The sequence below is a fragment of the Betaproteobacteria bacterium genome, from assembly GCA_016709965.1.
Taxonomy (GTDB): Bacteria; Pseudomonadota; Gammaproteobacteria; order Burkholderiales; family Rhodocyclaceae; genus Azonexus; species Azonexus amarohabitans.
The window spans coordinates 738,890-758,807 of record JADJLT010000006.1; the positions used below are offsets into that span (position 1 = coordinate 738,890).

The following is a 19,918-nucleotide window of genomic DNA, read 5'->3' on the forward strand; positions in this document are numbered from 1 at the left end:
CGCTTATCTTTTCAGGAAGCACATATGATTGAACGACCAGCCGCTGGTGAGCGTGCGGTGATTGTTCAACTCGATTTTGGTCAGTCGGATTTTGACGATCAATTGGAAGAAGTGCGCTTGTTGGCTGAATCAGCTGGTGGTGTCGTGGTGGCCGAAGTATTTGGTCAACGGCAAAGTCCTGATCCGAAAACCTATGCAGGTAAAGGCAAGGTTGAAGAGGTCGGGACGCTCGTAGCGGCAGGCGAGGCAGACCTTGTTATTTTCAATCATGAGCTATCGCCTGCTCAGGAACGCAATCTTGAGCGCGCACTCAAGTGCAGGGTGATCGACCGAACCAGTCTGATTCTGGATATTTTTGCCCTGCGAGCATCGAGTGCAGAGGGCAAGTTGCAGGTTGAATTGGCTCAGCTTGAGCATTTGTCCACCAGGCTTGTAAGAGGTTGGACTCACTTGGAGCGGCAACGCGGTGGTATCGGCATGCGTGGCCCGGGGGAAAAGCAGCTTGAAACTGACCGTCGTCTGCTTGGCATTCGTGTCAAGTCGTTGAAAAATAGACTGGAGAAGCTTTCCCGGCAACGCGGCGTACAGCGTAAGGCTCGAATGCGCGGTGATGTCTTGAACGTCTCTCTAGTCGGCTACACAAATGCTGGTAAGTCCACATTGTTTAATGCACTGACCCATGCTGGTGTTTACGAGGCAGATCAGTTATTTGCAACGCTAGACACTACATCACGTAAATTGTGGATTGAGGGAGCGGGTAGTATTGTTGTCTCAGATACCGTTGGCTTTATTCGCGACTTGCCACACTCTTTGGTAGATGCATTCCATGCAACATTAGAGGTGGCAACCCATGCAGATTTGCTTTTGCATGTTGTTGATAGTGCAAGTCACGCACGAGATGAGCAAGTTCATGAGGTGAATAAGGTTCTCCATGAGATCGGCGCTGATCAGGTCAGGCAGGTCGTTGCTTGGAACAAGATAGACCTGACAGATGCGCAACCGGGCATTGAGCGGGACGAATATGATAGTATCGCGCGCGTTCGAGTCAGTGCGCGTAGTGGAGAAGGATTGGATCTACTGAGAAAATCCTTGGCCGAATATGCCTTAGCTAGGGCTGATGCCCGTAACAAGTCGACCGCTACGGCCGAATCTGAAGCACAACATGACTACATTAACTGAATCCAGACATCCATGATTCCGACACTAGGTATTTTCATGTCGCTTAACGACCCCCAATGGGGCAATCGCGGTGGCAGCGATGGCGACAAACCAAATGGCAACAATGGCCCACGCCGTCCGAACGATGGCCCTCCAGACCTGGAAGAGCTGTGGCGTGATTTCAATCAGAAATTGTCTAGCATTTTCGGTAAGAAGGGTGGTGGTGGCGGAAATGGCGGTGGCGATGGTCCTCGTATGCCGAACATCGACTTTAATCCCAAATTTATCGGTAGCGGAGTCGGTCTTTTGGTAGCACTGGCTGCTGTCGTCTGGCTTGGCTCCGGTTTCTACATAGTGGACGCATCTCAACGCGGGTTGGTGTTGGAGTTTGGAAGTTTCAAGGAGGCTACAGATCCTGGTCTGCGCTGGCGTTTGCCATACCCGATTCAATCGCATGAATTGGTGAATTTGACTGGCGTACGTACCATTGAAATTGGTTACCGTGGTAGTGAGCGTAACAAGGTGCTCAAGGAAGCGCTGATGCTGACCGATGATGAAAACATCGTAAACATTCAGTTTGCCGTCCAATATATTCTTAAGGATCCTGTCGACTATCTGTTTAACAACCGGTCAACAGATGACGCGGTGATGGGGGCGGCTGAAACCGCTGTTAGGGAAATTGTCGGCAAAAGCAAAATGGACTTCGTGCTTTATGAAGGTCGGGAGCAGATTGCTACACAGGCTGCCAATTTGATGCAGGACATCCTTGACCGTTACAAAAGCGGCATCATGATTTCCAAGGTGACGATGCAAAATGCCCAGCCGCCGGAGCAGGTGCAAGCGGCATTCGATGATGCAGTCAAGGCTGGTCAGGACCGTGAACGTCAAAAGAACGAAGGTCAGGCCTACGCGAATGATGTCATCCCAAAGGCGAAAGGTACGGCTGCGCGCTTGCTCGAAGAGGCCAATGGTTACAAGCAGCGCGTTATCTCATCTGCGGACGGAGATGCTTCGCGTTTTAAGCAGGTGCTCACTGAGTATGCTAAGGCTCCTGAAGTAACCCGCCAGCGAATGTATCTTGAAACCATGCAGCAGATATATTCCAACACCAGCAAGGTGATGGTCGATGCAAAGGGGCAGGGAAATCTACTGTACCTACCGCTTGACAAGTTAATGCAGGCAGCGGCTAGTGGTACTCCTGCGACCCAAGGTGTTCCAGAGGCATCCATTGCCCCATCTACTGCCAGATCTGCCCCTTTGTCGTCTGATGCACCACCGCAGATGGAAAGTGCCCCGAAGGTGGGCGGAGGTTCGTCTTCATCAAGTTCGCGGGATGGTTCGCTGCGTTCGCGTGATCGGGAGGGACGTTAATGAGTCCGCGCATTAATTTATTTGGGGCAATCATCGCCACTATCTTGGTGATTTTGACTATGTCGATCTTTACAGTCGATCAGCGTCAGTTTGCAGTGGTTTTCCAGTTGGGCGAAGTCAAGCGTGCGATAAGTGAGCCCGGACTCTACTTCAAGATTCCGATGGTTCAGAATGTGCGCTATTTTGAAAAGCGAATTATTACTCTCGACAATGCAGAGCCTGAGCGGTTCATTACGTCCGAAAAGAAAAACGTGCTGGTTGATTCATATATTAAATGGCGCATTGTCGATCCGCAGCTCTATTACATCTCTGTGGGAGGCGACGAGTCGCGGGCAAAAATTCGTCTGAATCAGACAGTAAATGCCGGTTTGCGTGAGGAGTTTGGTAAACGCACTGTGCATGATGTGGTTTCTGGTGAGCGTGAAATGGTCATGACTCAAATGCGCGAAAAGGCGGATGTCGATGCACGCAAGATTGGTGTTCAAATCGTTGACGTTCGTCTGAAACGTGTTGAGTTGCCGACTGAGGTTAGCGAAGCGGTTTATCGTCGGATGGAAGCCGAGCGTAAACGGGTAGCAAACGAACTGCGCTCCGAAGGTTTTGCCGAGGCAGAAAAAATCCGAGCTGATGCGGATCGCCAGCGAGAAATTATCATTGCGCAAGCTTATAGCGAATCACAAAAAATCAAGGGCGAAGGTGATGCGAAGGCTAGCAATACCTATGCGCAAGCTTTTGGCCAGAATCCAGAGTTCTATTCGTTCTACCGCAGTCTTGAAGCCTATCGCGGTAGTTTCAAAACCAAAAATGATATTTTGGTTATTGAGCCGAATTCCGAATTCTTCAAATACATGAAGAGTACCGGGCGCGGAAACGACAAAGGTAAATGACCTCAACCTTGCTTATTGCTTTCGCACTCATGCTGGTGCTCGAAGGTCTTATGCCATTTATTGCGCCGGCGGCATGGCGTGAAACATTCCGTCGCTTAATTCAATTTTCGGATGGCCAGATTCGTTTCGTCGGTTTGACGTCGATGCTGATCGGTTTGATCCTGCTAATATTTTTCTCATGAACTGGTTGTTACCCGAATATCTCGCCGACGCACTGCCAGCAGAAGCTGCTCGTATTGAAAGTCTGCGTCGCTCTGTGCTTGACCATTTTCGCAGCCGTGGTTACGAAATGGTTATCCCGCCTATGCTCGAATATCTGGAGTCATTGCTGACGGGTGCGGGGCAGGATTTGCAATTACGTACCTTCAAACTGGTCGATCAATTATCTGGTCGTACGCTAGGGGTCCGCGCAGATACAACACCGCAAGCGGCTCGTATTGATGCGCACCTGCTTAATCATGTCGGTGTTACTCGTCTGTGTTATTGCGGCAGTGTCCTCCATACGTTGCCAGCCACTATATCTGCTGGACGCGAGCCCGTGCAGATCGGTGCTGAGCTCTATGGCTATGCAGGCATAGAAGCGGATCTTGACGTGATTCGTTTGATGGCCGGTGCGTTTGACAAGGTCAATCTCTCTATTAGTCGGATAGATCTTGGACATGTAGGTATTTTCCGTGCCTTGGTTGAAGCATCCGGTTTGCCGCAAGAGGCTGAAGAAAACGTCCTGAGTCTTTTGCAGGTCAAGGATGTTCCCGGGCTGGAGTTGGCGTGCGTCGATGTTCCATCACCCTATCGCGAAGCCCTGCTGCGTTTGCCACAACTTTATGGTGGTGCGGAGGTGTTACAGCGCGCTGCCGAAGAATTGCCAGACCTACCTTTGATTTCATCTGCGTTAAATGGACTGCGTCATCTATTGTCCAGCGCACCTGATTTGCCGTTTTCGATCGATCTCTCGGATCTGCGTGGCTACCACTACCACAACGGTGTGGTCTTTGCCACTTACTGTTCTGGTTACCCTGCCGCGATTGCTATGGGCGGACGGTACGATGGGGCAGGCAAAGCCTTTGGTCGAGCCCGTCCGGCCACTGGATTTTCGATGGACTTGCGTGAAGTGGCTCGTCTTGCTCCTAGCTTAAAGGCAAGTGGCGCTATTTTGGCGCCACACGCCGGCCATGACAAACGACTTGATGCTCATGTGGCTTCGCTTCGTGAGCACGGCGAGATTGTTGTTCAGCTCCTGCCAGGAGAAGTGGCCTGTGAGGGACCTATCTGTGACCGTAAGCTGGCTCTGATTGGCGAGCATTGGATTATTGAAGCAATACAAGAGGATTAAAATAAATGGCCAAGAATGTCATCGTGGTGGGGACCCAGTGGGGCGACGAAGGTAAGGGCAAGATCGTTGATTGGCTGACCGACCATGCAAAGGGGGTAGTGCGTTTTCAGGGTGGGCATAACGCTGGCCATACGCTGGTTGTTGGTGAGCAGGTATACAAGCTGAATCTCGTGCCTTCCGGTGTCGTGCGCGATGGTGTTGAGTGCTATATCGGCAATGGGGTTGTGCTTGACGTCCATCACCTTCTTTCTGAAATTGCCGAACTGGAAAAAGGTGGAATTGACGTTCGTTCACGCTTGAAAATCAGCCCGGGATGCCCGCTAATCCTGCCCTATCACTCAGCCATTGATAAAGCCCGCGAAGGTGTAAAGGCCGAAGACAAGAAGATTGGCACGACTGGTAAAGGTATCGGGCCGACCTATGAAGACAAGGTTTCCCGTCGTGGCCTGCGTGTCTATGACCTGTTCCAGCCGGAGCGCTTCGCTGAGAAGTTGAAAGAGGTCCTCGAGTACCATAATTTCGTTCTGACGCAGTATTTCAAGGCGCCGGCCGTTGATTTTCAAATGGTTTATGACCAGGCAATGGCAGATGCGGAGCAGATCAGGCCAATGGTGACTGATGTTTCAGCCGCACTTTACGCTGCTAACAAAGCGGGCTCCAACTTGTTGTTTGAGGGAGCACAAGGAACCTTGCTTGATATCGATCACGGTACCTACCCGTTTGTTACCTCGTCCAACTGTGTTGCCGGACAAGCGTCGGCCGGTTCGGGAATCGGCCCCGGCATGCTGCACTACGTGCTGGGGATCACCAAGGCTTACTGCACCCGTGTCGGTGGCGGTCCGTTCCCAAGTGAGCTGGATATCGAGACTGAAGGTGTGCCGGGTTACCAGATGTCGCAGGTCGGTCGTGAATTTGGGACTGTTACTGGCCGCAAGCGCCGCTGCGGCTGGTTTGATGCCGCCGCATTGCGTCGTTCCGGACGTATCAATGGCCTGACTGGTCTGTGCATTACCAAGCTGGATGTGCTTGATGGTCTGAAGGAATTGAATATCTGCACCGGCTACAAGCTTGATGGCAAAGTCATTGATTTGCTTCCGATCGGTGCTGATGAAGTCGCACGTTGCGAGCCGATTTACGAAACCATGCCCGGCTGGAGCGATACGACTTTTGGTGTCAAGCGTTGGGAAGATCTGCCCTCCGCTGCGCGAGCCTATCTTGACCGTCTGGAGCAGTTGTGCGAAGTGCCGATCGCGATTGTATCTACCGGCCCTGAGCGCGACGAAACCATTCTTAAACAGCATCCATTCAATCATTGATCAGGAAAGAGTTTCTCCTGGAGATGTAATTAACGGGCCGATCTGGCCCGTTTTTGTTTTATTGAGCCGGGACAGCTTGCCAGCCTTCCGGGCAGGCGTTGGTATATGGGTAATATTGGCCGGATGAACCACAGTAGTACCAAGTGTTGTAGTTTGCGCTAGGCATAGGGCGTGGAGGCGGGGCGCTATAGACTGGGGCTGGGGCGTAGTAGCTCTGCGAAGCGACTGCCGTACCGATGGCCAGGCCGGCAATGGCCAGCACGGCCGCTGGGCCAACCCAGCCGGAGCCACCGCGATGGTGCTGATGGCGCATTGGTTCATAGTCACGATAGCCACGATCATGGCGGCCCCAGTCAGCTTGTGCCGAGGTGTTTATGGTCATGGCTAGCGCTGCGGCGATACAGAGGGCGGAAGTTTTCTTCATGGTTCGACTCGTCTTTGTCGTTTGGATAAGCCGAATAACGCATTAAACAGGCTGGCGGATTACCTGTGCTATGTACGCATGTGTGAGCAATTGTTTCTGGGGGACGAGTGGGTATGCGCTGTGAGACAATACAAGCTGTTTGGCAAGTGGTCGTGTTGGCTGTTTGTCAAAACCCGGCGACAGAATGAAAAAAGGCCTTGTTTGAACAAGGCCTTCTATCAAAATCGCTGGTGCCCAGGAAGGGACACGAGTAGCTAGAAAATCAACGGATGCGACAGTCTAACCCATTGATTTCTAATAGTGTTGACGCTCGTTGAAAACTGACCAGAAAAGCGAGGTTGTGCGCGCTGAAAATTGACCAGGGTGATTAACTAGTCCGCTCATTTTTTGAGCAGGATTTTAGGAGATGATCACCATGAAGGATCTGGGAAGGATTCGGCGGTTGTTTTACCGGGATGGCGTGTCGCTATCCGAGATTTCGAGGAAGACGGGGTATAGCCGGAACACCGTCAAGCGTTGGTTACGGACGCCGGAAGGCACGGAGCCGAAGTACGAACGGGAGAACCCGAACGTCAAGATTGCGCCCTATGCGGCGCGACTCATCAAGGCGCTGGAAACGGATGCTCGGCGCCCGAAACGGGATCGGCGTACGGCGCTGAAACTCTTTGGTGAATTGCAGGCGGCCGGATTTACGGGCACCTACTGCCGGGTCACTGAGTTCATCCGGCGCTGGCGTTCCGATGGTGGCGCGGCGGTCAGCAAAGCCTTCGTTCCGCTCCACTTTGAATTAGGCGAAGCCTTCCAGTTCGACTGGAGCGAAGAGCATTTGGTGATCGGTGGTGTCTGGCGCAAGATTCTCGCCTCGCATCTGAAGTTCTGTGCCAGTCGGGCCTTTGTGGTTCAGGCCTACCCGACGCAAGGCCACGAAATGCTGTTTGATGCCCATACCCGTTCGTTTGCGGCCTTGGGCGGCATTCCTCGGCGCGGCATCTACGACAATATGAAGACGGCCGTGGATAAGGTGCAGAAGGGCAAGTCCCGTATCGTCAATGCCCGCTTCTCGGCCATGGCCTCCCACTACCTGTTCGACCCGGATTTCTGCAATGTCGCCAGCGGCTGGGAGAAAGGCGTTGTCGAGAAGAATGTCCAGGATAGCCGGCTGCGGCTCTGGCAGGATGCCGGCAAGGAACGCTTCAGCTCTTTCACCGAACTGAACGTCTGGCTGCTCGAACGCTGCCGTAGCCTGTGGCAGGAATTGCGCCATCCTGAGTACGCGGATCTGACGGTGGCCGAGATGCTGGAACACGAGCAACCGAGCCTGATGCCAATGGTGGCGCCCTTCGATGGGTATGTTGAAACCCTGGGCAAAGTCTCCAGCACCTGCCTAGTCACGCTGGATCGTAATCGCTATTCGGTGCCGTGCGAGTTGGTCGGCCAGGTCGTTAGCCTGCGTCTCTATCCGGAGCGGATTGATATGGTGGCGCACGATCTGCGCATGGCCAGCCATCCACGTAGTTTCACCCGGCAACAAACGCTCTACGACTGGCAGCACTACATTCCGCTGATTGAACGCAAGCCGGGTGCCTTGAGAAATGGCGCGCCATTTGCCGACATGCCGGAAGCTTTGCAGCGCCTGCGCAGTTTGTTGCTGCGTCGAGAAGGTGGTGATCGGGTCATGGCCAAGGTCCTGTCAGCGATTGCGCAGTTCGGTCTGGAGTCTGTGCTGGTGGCGGTCGATCTGGTTCTGGAATCAGGCTTGCCCAGTGCCGAGCACGTCGAGAACATGCTCAATCGACTGAAGTCTGGACCCATGCCACCACCGGTGGAGACCCCGCTGACGATCAGCGAAGCACCGATCGCCGATACGGGTCGCTACGACCAGCTGCGCGTGGAGGTGAGCGACCATGCGTGAGCTGATGAGTGAGTTCAAGGAGCTGCGCCTGCACGGCATGGCTGGTGCCTGGGAAGAGCTATCGGCCAACGGTGGCGCCGGCATCGACACTTCTCGCTGGTTGATCGAGCATCTGCTGCAGGCCGAACATACTGACCGGGTCATGCGCTCGATTGGCTACCAGATGCATGCGGCCCGCTTCCCTGTACATCGGGATCTAGCGGGATTCGACTTCGATCAATCGAAGGTAGATCAGAAACTGATTCGGCAACTGGCCGACCTGTCCTTTACCGAGGAAGCGCAGAACGTGGTGTTCATCGGTGGCACGGGAACCGGCAAGACGCACCTGGCCACGGCACTGGGTGTTTCCGGGGATTGGGCACCATAACAAGCGGGTTCGGTTCTTCTCGACGGTGGATCTGGCCAATGCCCTGGAACAAGAGAAGGCGGCCGGCAAAGCTGGCCGGATTGCCTTGGGACTGCTGCGCATGGATCTGGTGATTCTCGATGAGCTGGGCTATCTGCCGTTCAGCCAGGCTGGTGGTGCCTTGCTGTTTCACTTGCTGTCGAAGCTCTACGAGCACACCAGCGTGATGATCACGACCAACCTGACCTTTGCCGAATGGCCGAGCGTCTTCGGCGATGCCAAGATGACGACGGCGCTGCTCGACCGGCTGACGCATCACTGCCACATCGTAGAAACGGGGAATGAGTCATTTCGCTTCCGGCACAGCACGGCGACCGCCAAGTCGAGGATCAAGGCAAGGGAGCAGAGCAAGCGGGGAAATCCACCCGAGGAGGACGCATTCTGATCAGGGCCGCGTTGGGAAATCCGTTCCGGACTTCGTCCTCCACGGCTTTCCCAACGCATTCATCGTGGCTCGGAAATCGGTTGTTCTGAGCTACACTTATCCACAAGCCAACCTATGTCAGGTGGCTATCACACCTGGTCAAAATTCAACGAGCACAGGTGGTCAAAATTAAACGCGCGCCGACAACATAGTCTTCTAATGCAATATTAATCACTTGCATGTCATTTTTTCGAGCTTCTTCAACATCTTCACGGTACTTGTGCCATCTGGTCTTTTGCTTTGCAAGTACGCTTTCTAGGGTTTGACCTTTGTATGTAGTGGTTTGCCGTTTTGTAAAGTTAGGTGGAGTAAGCGCGATGTTGGTTCGTGCTTCAATAATCATTTCGTGTGTGATGTGAGCTACGTCAATATCACCAATGTGATACACCCATGCATTCAGATTGGCTACCCGCTCTCCTGCTGACGCCTTAGTGTTCCAACCTTTTTTGGACGTACGTTGTCCAGGTTTGATTTCTGTAGCACTCTTGATAAATGCTTCAACGGCATCCGAGAAATTGACGCCAGCGCTGTTTTTGGGCGCTTCGTGTGAGGTAGGTGCTACCAGAGTGTTTTGATGGCTCACAGGGGCATTGTGGCGAGCCTCAAGGATTTTCAGAATGCGTTCAGCGTTGGTGACTTCGTCCGGATTGTTCTGGTCGTAATCGAGCTTGAACACACCTTTTGATAAGTCAATTTCGGCTATGAGGTGTGTATCGTCCGGACTGGGTTTGATTGCCATAGTGTTGGGCTGATCAGATGCAAAAGCACTATGGTATTGAGCTACAAGGCCTCTGGCTAGTCGTATAGCTTCTTGAGCATTCCCTGTACGCAAGGATTTTCGAATATTGGTACGGTTGCCTGTTATAGACCGTAGGTGTTCTGGAACATATAGGCGAAAATAGTAAATGCCGTGTCGTGAGCGACTAACATAGGATGGAACTCGCATTTTGATGAAACCCCAAGACCGCAGTAGGTGTGCTGTCCGACCATCTGTCTCACCAGATGACCATATTTTGGATTTTTCATGCTCAGAAAAGCAAAAAGCCCTGAATAATCAGAGCTTTAGCTTAATCGTTGGTGCCCAGGAAGGGACTCGAACCCCCACGGAGTTACCCGCTAGTACCTGAAACTAGTGCGTCTACCAATTCCGCCACCTGGGCACAGGTGCGAAGAGCCGCCATTATAGAGAAAGAAGAATTGATGTCAAGAAAAAAGTTATCAAAAATTCGCCGCGCTGATCCATTTTTTGAGCGGGAGTTGGCTAGGTATGAGTTTCCTTTGCCGTCCCGCGAATATGTTTCCCAGATTTTGACTGATGAAGCACGTCCGGTTGAATTCGGTGAGTTGATGGCGTTGCTCGATATTGCCGAGAGCGAGCGCGAAATGTTTCAGCGTCGCTTGGGGGCGATGGAGCGTGAAGGTCAACTGATGCGAAATCGCAAAGGGGCCTATATGCTGCCGGAGCGGGCGAGTTTGACGGCCGGCCGAATTCAGGGTCATCCGGACGGTTATGGCTTCCTGATTCCTGATGATGGTAGTGCCGATATTTTCCTTGATCAGCATCAGATGAAAAAAGTGCTTCATGGTGATCGAGCGCTGGTGCGGGTTACCGGCATCGACCGCAAGGGGCGCCCGGAGGGTGGCATTGTCGAGGTTACCGAGCGAGTCAATACACGGATTGTAGGGCGGGTGTTTGTCGAACATGGGGTAGTGGTTGTCGCGCCAGAAAACAAGCGAATATCGCAGGATATTCTGGTGCCGCCCGAGCCCAAGGCAAAGAACAAGCCGCAATCCGGTCAGGTAGTGATGGTTCAGCTCATTGAGCAGCCCAGCAAATTTTCACAGCCTATTGGCAAGATCATTGAGGTGCTGGGCAATTATGCTGATCCGGGGATGGAGATCGAAATTGCCTTGCGCAAGCATGATCTGCCCTTCGAATTCTCGAAATCTGCGCTGGATGAAAACAAGGCCTTGCCTGACAAGGTCACCAAGGCGGACCTGAAAGGTCGCGAGGATTTACGCGACATGGCGCTGGTGACCATTGATGGCGAGACTGCGCGTGATTTTGATGATGCTGTGTATTGCGAAAAGAAAGGTCGTGGTTGGCGCCTTGTGGTGGCAATCGCGGACGTGTCGCACTACGTCAAGCCGGGGATGGCGCTTGATCGCGAGGCGGTGGAACGTGGCAACTCGGTCTATTTCCCACGCCGTGTGATTCCGATGTTGCCTGAAAAGCTGTCCAACGGCATTTGTTCGTTGAATCCGGATGTTGAACGGATGGCCATGGTCTGCGACATGGAGATCAGTTCGACTGGCAAGATCGGTAAATACAAATTCTATCCAGCGGTGTTTAAATCGCATGCCCGTTTGACCTACAACCTTGTCTGGTCCTGGCTGTCCGGTGAAAAAGAGCCGGAGACCGATGTCCACCGCAGCGTTTTGCCGCACGTCCAGAATCTCTACAAACTGTTTGCCGCCTTGCACAAGGCACGAGGCCAGCGTGGAGCGATCGATTTCGAGACGACCGAAACGCAGATGCTGTTCAACGAACAGGGCAAGATCGAAAATATCGTGCCGGTGGTACGCAACGATGCGCACCGGATCATCGAGGAGTGCATGCTGGCCGCCAACGTTTGCGCCTCTGATTTCCTGGCTGAGAACAAGCAGACTTGCCTTTACCGCATTCATGCTGCGCCATCGGAAGAGAAACTGGTGAACCTGCGCACCTTCCTCGGAGAGTTTGGTCTTGCCCTGGGCGGTGGCGATGATCCTCGGGCTAAGGATTACGCCATTCTTCTCGAAAAGGTGAAGCAGCGTCCGGACTTCCAGTTACTGCAGACGGTGATGCTGCGTTCGCTGCGTCAGGCGATGTACAGCCCCGACAATGTCGGCCATTTCGGCTTGGCTTATGAGCACTACACGCACTTTACGTCGCCAATCCGCCGCTATCCCGACCTGCTTGTCCATCGCGCCATCAAGGCCGTGCTGGCCGGGGAAATCTATACGCCGGATCGACCCTGGGATGACATTGGCCTACAGTGTTCCAGTACCGAGCGTCGAGCCGACGAGGCTACGCGTGACGTCGAAAACTGGCTGAAGACTTTCTTCATGAAGGAACGCATTGGCGAAGAGTTCGAAGGGACGATTTCGGCGGTGACCGCCTTCGGGATATTTGTCGCGCTGGACACGGTTTATATCGAAGGTCTGGTTCATGTCTCCGATCTGGGCGCCGATTACTTCCAGTTCGACAATATCAAGCACCAGATGCTGGGCGAACGGACGGGCCAGCGTTTCCGTCTGGGTGACCGGGTGCGCGTCAAACTGGTACGGGCGGATCTGGAATCGAACCGCATAGATTTTGTCCTGGCTGGTAGCGAGAAGGCTTACGCGGGAAGCAAGACACTACCCAAGGGGGCAGTGAAATCATCGGCAGGCAAGCGCCCGGTTGCTCAAGTGATGGCAACCAAGGCGGTAGCAGTCAAAGTGCCAGCCACCAAGAAAGCTGGAAGCAAGGTGGCTACCAAGTCTGCCAAACCTTCGGCCAAGAAGTCGGTCAAGGTTTCTGCGAAGCCTGCTGCCAAGAAGTCGCCAGCCTCGCAGAGCAAGACAGGGGCTGCCAAGCCGGCTCGCAAAACGGTGACAAAAAAGCGTTGACCGTAGCAATCGCCCTCAATGGTGGCGCGGGTCGATCAGATCGGCCGCCTTGAGTGCGATACCAGCGACTTGTGCCTCATTGAGGCCGGGAAGTTGCTCGGCGAGCCATTCAAGCGTTGCGCTGGGGATGATGTGTTTGGCTTCGGCGATATCCGAAGGCAGCGCTGGGTCATCCGGGCCCCCCGTGATCAGGTGGCGGGCTGCGTCCACGCAGACACGCGACAGGTTGGCTCGGGGATTGTCGACGCCGCGTATCAATTGTGTCAGCAAGGGTGGAAGGTGCCAGATCAATGCGCACTTGAGGGTCAAATCCTTGAAGCGGAATCCGCACGCGTCCACCTGTGCCTGCAGCGAGCGGGCTGACCGGCCGGAATGCAGCGCTGAATCAGCCGCTTCCGGTAAATCCGGAGCAAACATCCAGAGCAACAGTTCGCCGATTTCGGAGAGCAGGGCAGCCATGGCGATTTCATCGGGTGAGACATCTGCCCGAGCAGTTCCCCAGCGTAATGCCAGATGTCTTGCCAGAAAGGCACGCGCTTCACAGCCGGCCAGCCCCATAACTGTTTCATCTGTTTCCGGACTGTCAAGCAGGAGTCTGCGGAAAGTGTCGGTACCGAGTTGCATGACGGCGCCCAGTGGCGTCGTCGTTTCATGTTCAAGTCGCCGGACTCTGTGGCTTTCTGACTCGCGTAACAGTCGAAGACAAAGAAAGGGGTCCCCCCCCGCAATGTCGGCAAGTTCTCGAGCCGAAAGTTGTTCTCCCAGCGTCGACTCCAACTGCTGCAACATCAATTTCGAACGTGGCATGCATGGCAACTCCCGGCTGCTCAGATAGGCCGCCCACTGGTCTACGCCCCAGCGCTTCTGGTTGTCCGAAAGCAAACGAATCCTTGATTGGCATGACTTGTTGGGGGTGGCGGGTATTACGAAACTTCACAATTGTTACGCAATCGCAGCCAATTTACATCGGTAAAATACTATACCCTGAATTTTGTGGAGTGGAGATGACGAAGCAGTTGGTGGTTTCTAACCCTTTCCAGGATGGGACTTCTGCCAGTGCTTTGACTGATATTACTGCTCACTGGATGGCGACCGGCGAACTGCCGCCGGAGTTGGTGACTGGACACAAACTCATCGATTTCGAGCATCGTTTCCTGATTGGCGCCATAGCCAATTTGCGCAAGATATGTATTGATCAATATGGTTTGAAAGATTGTCTCGGTTGTGGCTCTGCCGTGCAACAGCGTTGCGAAGCAGATTTGGTCGGGATGCTTGGCGATGTGTTCGCGTTTATTCTCGATCATTTCAAGACCGAAGAAACGGTCATGCGCGACTCCTTGTTGCTGATGGTCGACCGTGATGTCTGTGAAGCCCACATGGAAGACCATGCGGCGATTTCGATGTCGGTCCAGGAGATCGTTTCCGCGCTTGATTCGCATCACGTGGTGTCCCGAATTCGCGAACTCGATCAGTTGTTGACCCGCTGGGTGACCAACCACATAGCGCTACATGATCTTTTGCTGTCGCGCTGGATTTCCCGCGAAGATTCTTTGCTCAAGGGGCTCTGACAGGTCGCTTATGCCTTGGTGTGTTGAGGCCGTTACCGGCCGATGCCAGTGGCGCGGTAAAATTCGCGCTCCTGAATCAAGAAAGCAGCTATGTCTTCCCGTCTGATCTACGGTTTTCACGCCGTAACCGCCAAACTTCGTCATGACCCGGAGTCGGTCAAGGAAATCGTCATCGATGCGACACGCCATGACGCGCGAGCCCGCGATTTGCTGGCCCACGCCGAGTTGCAGGGCGTCAAGGTGATTGGCGCTGACGGCAGTCGGCTCGACGGCATGGCACCCGGCGCGAAACATCAGGGGGTTCTGGCCCGCATTGAGGGTGATCGCAAACTGGCCCACCTTGATGATGTGCTGGATACGCTGGAAGAGCCGGCGTTTTTGCTGGTGCTGGACGGCATTACGGACCCGCGCAACCTCGGTGCCTGTCTGCGCGTTGCCGATGCGGCCGGTGTGCATGCCGTCATCGCGCCCAAGGACAGGGCGGTCGGGCTGACCGATGTGGCGGCCAAGACAGCCTGCGGCGCCGCCGAAACGGTACCTTACGTGATGGTGACCAACCTGGCACGGACGCTGCGGGAGCTGCAGGAACGCGAGATCTGGGTGGTTGGCACGGCGAGTGAGGCAGAAAGCGATCTCTACGCAGCCGAATGGCCGAAAGCGACGGCCTGGGTGCTGGGTGCCGAAGGCGAGGGCATGCGTCGCTTGACGCGCGAAAATTGCGACCAGTTGGTCAAGATTCCGATGTACGGATCTGTCGAAAGTCTCAACGTCTCGGTGGCGGCGGGCGTTTGCCTGTTTGAGGCGCGTCGCCGTTTGGGCTGATGCAAAGATAAAGGGCGGACCGCATGGCCCGCCCATATTTCATTTTCGGCTGATTTTTCCGGTTGACCGTAGCACCCTGCTGGAAATCCCGGCGGGGCGCTGACCTGAATTAACCCGCCACCCAGCCGCCGCCCATTGCCTTGAACAGATCAACTGCCGCGCCCAGCCGACTCTTGCGGCTGGCCAGATACTGCAATTGAGCGCTGTTCAGCGTGCGTTGGGCGTCCAGCAGATCCATATAGCCACTGTAGCCAGCTTCGTAGCGTTTCTGGGCCAGATCAAGTGCCTTTTGCGAAGCGCCAACTTGCGCCGAGTAGGCAGCTTCTTCGTCGCTATAGGCGTGCAGGCCGACAATCGCATCATTGACTTCCTTGAAGGCGGTTTGCACCGTTTTCCGGTAGTTGGCCAAGGTTTCCTTCTGCGCAGCGGTGGCCTGGTCGACCCGCGCGCCAGTGCGACCGGCGTCGAAGATCGGCATGGCGAGACCGAGGGCGGTAGACCAGATGCCGGCACCGCCCGAGAACAGGTTGGAGAGCGCCATGCTTTCGCTGCCCAGGGCGCCGGTCAGGCTGATCGTTGGATAGTAGGCAGCTTTGGCGACGCCGATGCGGGCGTTGGCAGCGACCAATTTTTCTTCGGCCTGACGAATATCCGGGCGCACTTCAAGTAGCGCAGAGGGCAGGCCGGCTGGCGGCGTTGGCGGCAGTGGCAGCTGGTCGAGACCGGTGGCATTGATCTTCATACCGGGTTGGCCGCTGATCAGCGCAATCTGGCTTTCGGAAAGCGCCCGCTGGCGTTTCAGCTCGCTCCACTGCGCCTGCGCACTATTCAACGCGCTTTCGGCCTGAGCCTGTTCCAGTCCCGAGGCGGTGCCACCGTTCACGCGGGCCTGCACGATCTTGAGTGCTTGCTTGCGCGATTCCAGGGTTTGTGTCGTGACGTCGATCTGGGCATCCAGACTGCGCAGATTGAGGTATTCATTGGCGACCTCGCTGACCAGGGTCAGGCGCAGGCTGTCGCGACCGAAGCGGCTGGACAGAGTGTCGGCGCGAACGGCTTCGTTGTTGCGCCGGATGCGCCCCCAGAGGTCGACTTCGTAGCTCAGCGTTGCGGCTACGCGGTTGCTGTTATAGGTGGCACCCCCGATTTTTTTGCCGTTGAACGTTTCGCCGCTGCTCTTGTTGCGACCGGTGCTGGCTTCCAGGCCGATGCGTGGCAAGTAGTCGGCCCCGGCTTCGCGGGCCGCCGCTTCGGCCGCTTCAAGGCGGGCGATGGCAGCCTGCAGGTCCTGGTTGGCAGCTAACGTTTGCTCGACCAGTGCGTTGAGATCGGCATCGCCAAACAGCGTCCACCACGTCGGATTGACTGGCGCTTCAGCCGTCGCAACATCCTGTGCCGATTCCGGCAAGGTGGATGCCGGACGGATGTAGTCAGGGCCGACGGCACAGCCGGCGAGGGCGAATGCTGCGGTCAACGCCAAAATCAGGCGAATTTTGGAAATATTTGTGGGCAGGGAATACATCTTAGTTTTCCTCCGTCGGAGCGGTCGGCGTCTGCTGCTTGCCGCGCTCCAGCCATTTGAAGAAGAGCGGGATGAACAGCGTGGCGATGAAGGTGGCGGCCAGCATGCCGCCAAAGACGCCGGTACCCATCGACTGGCGGGCGCCAGCACCGGCGCCGGTGGCTTTGACCAGAGGGAAGACGCCGAGCACGAAGGCGAGCGAGGTCATGATGATCGGCCGCAGGCGCAGGCGTGCCGCTTCGATCGCCGCCTGGGTGGCACTCATCCCTTCATCGTATTTCTGGGCGGCAAATTCGACGATCAGGATGGCGTTTTTCGACGCCAGCCCGATCAGCACAACGAGGCCGATCTGGAAGTAGATGTCGTTCGGCATACCACGTACCCAGATCGCCGTCAGCGCGCCCATCAGCGCGAAGGGCACGGCCATCACGACGGCGACCGGCAGCGACCATTTCTCGTACTGGGCGGCAAGGATCAGGAAGACCATCACCACGGCGAAGCCGAAAGCCTGCAGCGAAGAGCCGGAACTGCGCTTTTCCTGGAAAGCCTGGCCTGTCCATGCGACACCGTAACCGTCGGGCAGGGTTGCAGCGGCGACATCCTCGACGATCTTGATGGCGTCACCCGAACTGATGCCCGGCTTGCTGTCGCCCATTACCTTGGCGGCGATGAAGCCATTGAAGCGTTCGATCTGCTCCGGGCCGACGATGTTTTTGACGACAGTGACCGCGGACAGCGGAATCATTGCGCCGGTGGTCGTGCTCTTGACGTAGACCTTGCCGATGTCTTCCGGCTTCATGCGGTAGTCCGCCTCGGCCTGCAGCTGGACGCGATAGACGCGGCCGGCCTTGTTGAAGTCATTGACGTAGAGCGCGCCCATCGTGCTTTGCAGCGTCGAGTAGATATCGCCGATCGGGATGCCGAGTGCCAAGGCCTTCTGCTCGTTAACCTCGACAAACAGTTGCGGCACGGTTGGCCGGAAGAAGGTCGAGATACGGGTGAATTCCGGGTGCTTCTGCAATTCGGCGATGAAGCCCTGGGTAACCTCGTTGAGCTTGCGGGCATCGCCATCCACGCGGTTCTGGACATAGACTTCGAAGCCGCCGGCGGTGCCGAGGCCACGGATCGGCGGCGGATTGAAGACCAGGCCGATGCCGTCCGGCTGCATCATGCCGAAGCCCATGAACTTGCCGGCCAGGTCTTGTGCCTTGCCCTGACGTTCCGACCAGTCCTTGAGCGGGATGAAAATGGTGCCGGCATTGGGCTTGTTGCCACCGCCGATCAGGTCGAAGCCGGAAACGATGAAGGTGTGGGCCACCGCTTCATCCTTGGCAAACATCTGGCGCATGTTTTCACCGGTTTTCTCGGTGCGCTTCAGTGTTGCGCCGTCAGGCAGGATCAACGCCGAGACGAGGTATCCCTGGTCTTCGGCCGGTACGAAGCCGCCGGGGATGATGCGGAAGAAGGCTAAGGTTCCGCCGATCATCAGGGCAAAAATCAAGGCGCCGATGATGCCGTGCTTGAGCGTGAAACCGACAGCACGGGTGTAGTTGCCGGTCAGGCGCTCGAACATCCGGTTGAACGGCGCGAACCATTTGTTCTCGGTATGCTGCGCCTTGAGCAGCAGCGCGCACAGCGCCGGTGTCAGAGTTAGCGCGACAACGCCGGAAAGTACGACGGCAACCGCGACAGTAACGGCAAACTGCTTGTAGAGCTGGCCGGCAATGCCGCCGAGGAAGGCGACCGGGACGAACACCGCGCAGAGTACCAGCACGATGGCGATCAGCGCACCGGTTACCTGCTGCATCGCCTTGATCGCCGCCTCTTTGGGTGGCAGTTTTTCCTCGGCCATCAGGCGCTCGACGTTTTCCAGCACGACGATGGCGTCGTCGACGACGATGCCGATTGCCAGCACCATGGCGAAAAGTGTCAGCATGTTGATCGAGAAGCCGAACAGCCAGAGGCCGGCGAACGTGCCGATCAGCGAGATCGGCACGGCGATCATCGGGATCAGCGTGGCGCGCCAGCTCTGCAGGAAGATGAAGACGACGGCAAGAACCAGCAACATGGCCTCGACCAAGGTGTGGACAACTTCCTTGATTGAAGCTGACACAAAGTAGGTCGTGTCGTAGGGGATAACGTAGTCCATACCCTCCGGGAAACGAAGTTTCAATTCGTCCATCTTGCTGCGGATGGCGGCGGCGGTTTCCAGCGCGTTGGCGCCCGTCTGCAGGAAGACGCCCATGGCGATGGTCGGCTGGCCATCCAGCGTGACGCGCTGGTCATAGTTGTAGGCGCCGAGTTCGATGCGGGCAATGTCCCTGAGGCGCAAGATGCCGCCGGGGCCGCTGGCGCGAATGACAATGTTGCCGAACTCCTCTTCGCTCAGCAGCCTTCCTTTAGCCGTCACCGTATAAACTAGCTGCTGGTCTGCCGGGGAGGGATCCTGACCGATCTTGCCGGCAGCGTTCTGGGCGTTCTGGGCGGAGATGGCACTGGACACCTCGCTGGCCGTCACACCGAGTTGTGCCATGCGGTCCGGCTTCAGCCAGATACGCATCGAGTAATCCTGGGCACCAAAAATGGTGACGTCGCCGACGCCCTTGATCCGCTTCAGTTCATCGGCAATGTTCAGGCTGGCGTAGTTGGACAGGAACAGCGTGCTGTACTTGCCGCCCTCGGACTTCAGCGCAACGACGTTCAGAATGTCATTCGAACGCTTCTGGACGATCACCCCGTTGGTCCGCACGGCGGCAGGCAGGCGCGGCTCGGCCGCTTTGACCCGGTTGTTGACGTTGACCGCGGCAAGGTCGGCATTTGTGCCGACCTCGAAAGTCGCGGTGATCGTCACGGTACCGTTGGCAGTGGCCGAAGAATTGAAGTACAGCATGTTCTCGACGCCGTTCAACTGCTCCTCGATCGGCGCGGCGACTGTCTTGGCCAGGGTTTCGGCCGAAGCACCCGGATAGGTGGCGGAGATCAGCACGGTTGGCGGCGCGATTTCCGGATACTGCGCGATAGGCAGCACCCGCGAGGCGACCAGACCCGCGATGACGATGATGATCGAGATGACCGACGCAAAGATCGGCCGGTTGATGAAGAATTTTGACATGGCTGCTCC

At 55.8% G+C, this 19,918-nt stretch carries 15 protein-coding genes, 1 tRNA gene and 1 pseudogene; 11 read left to right on the forward strand and 6 right to left on the reverse strand.

Features of this window, described 5'->3' with window-relative positions:
* Nucleotides 1-24: 24 nt before the first annotated feature.
* Genes hflX through IPJ12_18095 form a run of 6 tightly spaced genes read left to right on the forward strand, consistent with a single transcriptional unit; the run spans nt 25 to nt 6,065 of the window.
* Nucleotides 25-1,179 carry a GTPase HflX gene (gene hflX, locus IPJ12_18070; protein MBK7649001.1) on the forward strand — a complete coding sequence of 385 codons (1,155 nt, stop codon included), beginning with the start codon at nt 25-27 and terminating at the stop codon, nt 1,177-1,179.
* A gap of 36 nt (nt 1,180-1,215) precedes the next feature.
* A complete protein-coding gene (gene hflK, locus IPJ12_18075; protein ID MBK7649002.1) occupies nt 1,216-2,529 on the forward strand; it encodes an FtsH protease activity modulator HflK in 1,314 nt (437 codons plus the stop codon).
* Entirely contained in the window at nt 2,529-3,416 is an 888-nt protein-coding gene (gene hflC / locus IPJ12_18080) for a protease modulator HflC (GenBank protein ID MBK7649003.1), read from the forward strand. The genes hflK and hflC overlap by 1 nt, the downstream gene beginning before the upstream one ends.
* Nucleotides 3,413-3,598 carry a DUF2065 domain-containing protein gene (locus tag IPJ12_18085; protein ID MBK7649004.1) on the forward strand — a complete coding sequence of 62 codons (186 nt, stop codon included), beginning with the start codon at nt 3,413-3,415 and terminating at the stop codon, nt 3,596-3,598. The genes hflC and IPJ12_18085 overlap by 4 nt, the downstream gene beginning before the upstream one ends.
* On the forward strand, nt 3,595-4,749 hold the full coding sequence (locus IPJ12_18090; protein MBK7649005.1) for an ATP phosphoribosyltransferase regulatory subunit: 1,155 nt from the start codon (nt 3,595-3,597) through the stop codon (nt 4,747-4,749). Before IPJ12_18085 ends, IPJ12_18090 begins: the two co-directional genes overlap by 4 nt.
* A 5-nt stretch (nt 4,750-4,754) precedes the next feature.
* Entirely contained in the window at nt 4,755-6,065 is a 1,311-nt protein-coding gene (locus IPJ12_18095; GenBank protein ID MBK7649006.1) for an adenylosuccinate synthase, read from the forward strand.
* 58 nt (nt 6,066-6,123) lie between these two features.
* On the opposite strand, the gene IPJ12_18100 is transcribed toward IPJ12_18095, so the two are convergent.
* On the reverse strand, nt 6,124-6,489 hold the full coding sequence (locus tag IPJ12_18100) for a hypothetical protein (GenBank protein ID MBK7649007.1): 366 nt from the start codon (nt 6,487-6,489) through the stop codon (nt 6,124-6,126).
* A 415-nt stretch (nt 6,490-6,904) separates the two neighbouring features.
* Between IPJ12_18100 and IPJ12_18105 the strand changes: the two genes are divergently transcribed.
* Nucleotides 6,905-8,401 (forward strand): IS21 family transposase, encoded by a 1,497-nt coding sequence (locus IPJ12_18105; GenBank protein ID MBK7649008.1) that lies wholly within the window; start codon nt 6,905-6,907, stop codon nt 8,399-8,401.
* Nucleotides 8,394-9,192 (forward strand): annotated as a pseudogene (locus tag IPJ12_18110) (ATP-binding protein). The gene IPJ12_18105 and the pseudogene IPJ12_18110 overlap by 8 nt, the downstream one beginning before the upstream one ends.
* A gap of 145 nt (nt 9,193-9,337) precedes the next feature.
* On the opposite strand, the gene IPJ12_18115 reads toward IPJ12_18110, so the two are convergent.
* Together IPJ12_18115 and IPJ12_18120 are read right to left on the reverse strand one after the other, a co-directional pair.
* Nucleotides 9,338-9,970 (reverse strand): hypothetical protein, encoded by a 633-nt coding sequence (locus IPJ12_18115; GenBank protein ID MBK7649009.1) that lies wholly within the window; start codon nt 9,968-9,970, stop codon nt 9,338-9,340.
* Nucleotides 9,971-10,306: 336 nt separating this feature from the next.
* Nucleotides 10,307-10,391, reverse strand: a tRNA-Leu gene (locus tag IPJ12_18120).
* Between the two features lie 40 nt (nt 10,392-10,431).
* Here IPJ12_18120 and rnr point away from each other — a divergent pair.
* The gene (gene rnr, locus IPJ12_18125) at nt 10,432-12,885 is read left to right on the forward strand and encodes a ribonuclease R (protein ID MBK7649010.1); all 2,454 of its coding nucleotides are present in this window, start codon (nt 10,432-10,434) and stop codon (nt 12,883-12,885) included.
* Between the two features lie 15 nt (nt 12,886-12,900).
* On the opposite strand, the gene IPJ12_18130 is transcribed toward rnr, so the two are convergent.
* Nucleotides 12,901-13,692, reverse strand: a complete 792-nt coding sequence (locus tag IPJ12_18130) for an HDOD domain-containing protein (GenBank protein ID MBK7649011.1) — start codon at nt 13,690-13,692, stop codon at nt 12,901-12,903.
* A gap of 83 nt (nt 13,693-13,775) precedes the next feature.
* On the opposite strand from IPJ12_18130, the gene IPJ12_18135 reads away from it, so the two are divergent.
* Together IPJ12_18135 and rlmB are read left to right on the forward strand one after the other, a co-directional pair.
* Nucleotides 13,776-14,453, forward strand: a complete 678-nt coding sequence (locus IPJ12_18135) for a hypothetical protein (protein MBK7649012.1) — start codon at nt 13,776-13,778, stop codon at nt 14,451-14,453.
* Nucleotides 14,454-14,543: 90 nt separating this feature from the next.
* Nucleotides 14,544-15,275 (forward strand): 23S rRNA (guanosine(2251)-2'-O)-methyltransferase RlmB, encoded by a 732-nt coding sequence (gene rlmB / locus IPJ12_18140; GenBank protein ID MBK7649013.1) that lies wholly within the window; start codon nt 14,544-14,546, stop codon nt 15,273-15,275.
* 109 nt (nt 15,276-15,384) lie between these two features.
* Here the strand turns inward: rlmB and IPJ12_18145 are convergent, their stop codons facing one another.
* Nucleotides 15,385-16,797, reverse strand: a complete 1,413-nt coding sequence (locus tag IPJ12_18145) for an efflux transporter outer membrane subunit (protein MBK7649014.1) — start codon at nt 16,795-16,797, stop codon at nt 15,385-15,387.
* A 1-nt stretch (nt 16,798) separates the two neighbouring features.
* A complete protein-coding gene (locus IPJ12_18150) occupies nt 16,799-19,909 on the reverse strand; it encodes a multidrug efflux RND transporter permease subunit (GenBank protein MBK7649015.1) in 3,111 nt (1,036 codons plus the stop codon).
* Nucleotides 19,910-19,918: the final 9 nt, after the last annotated feature.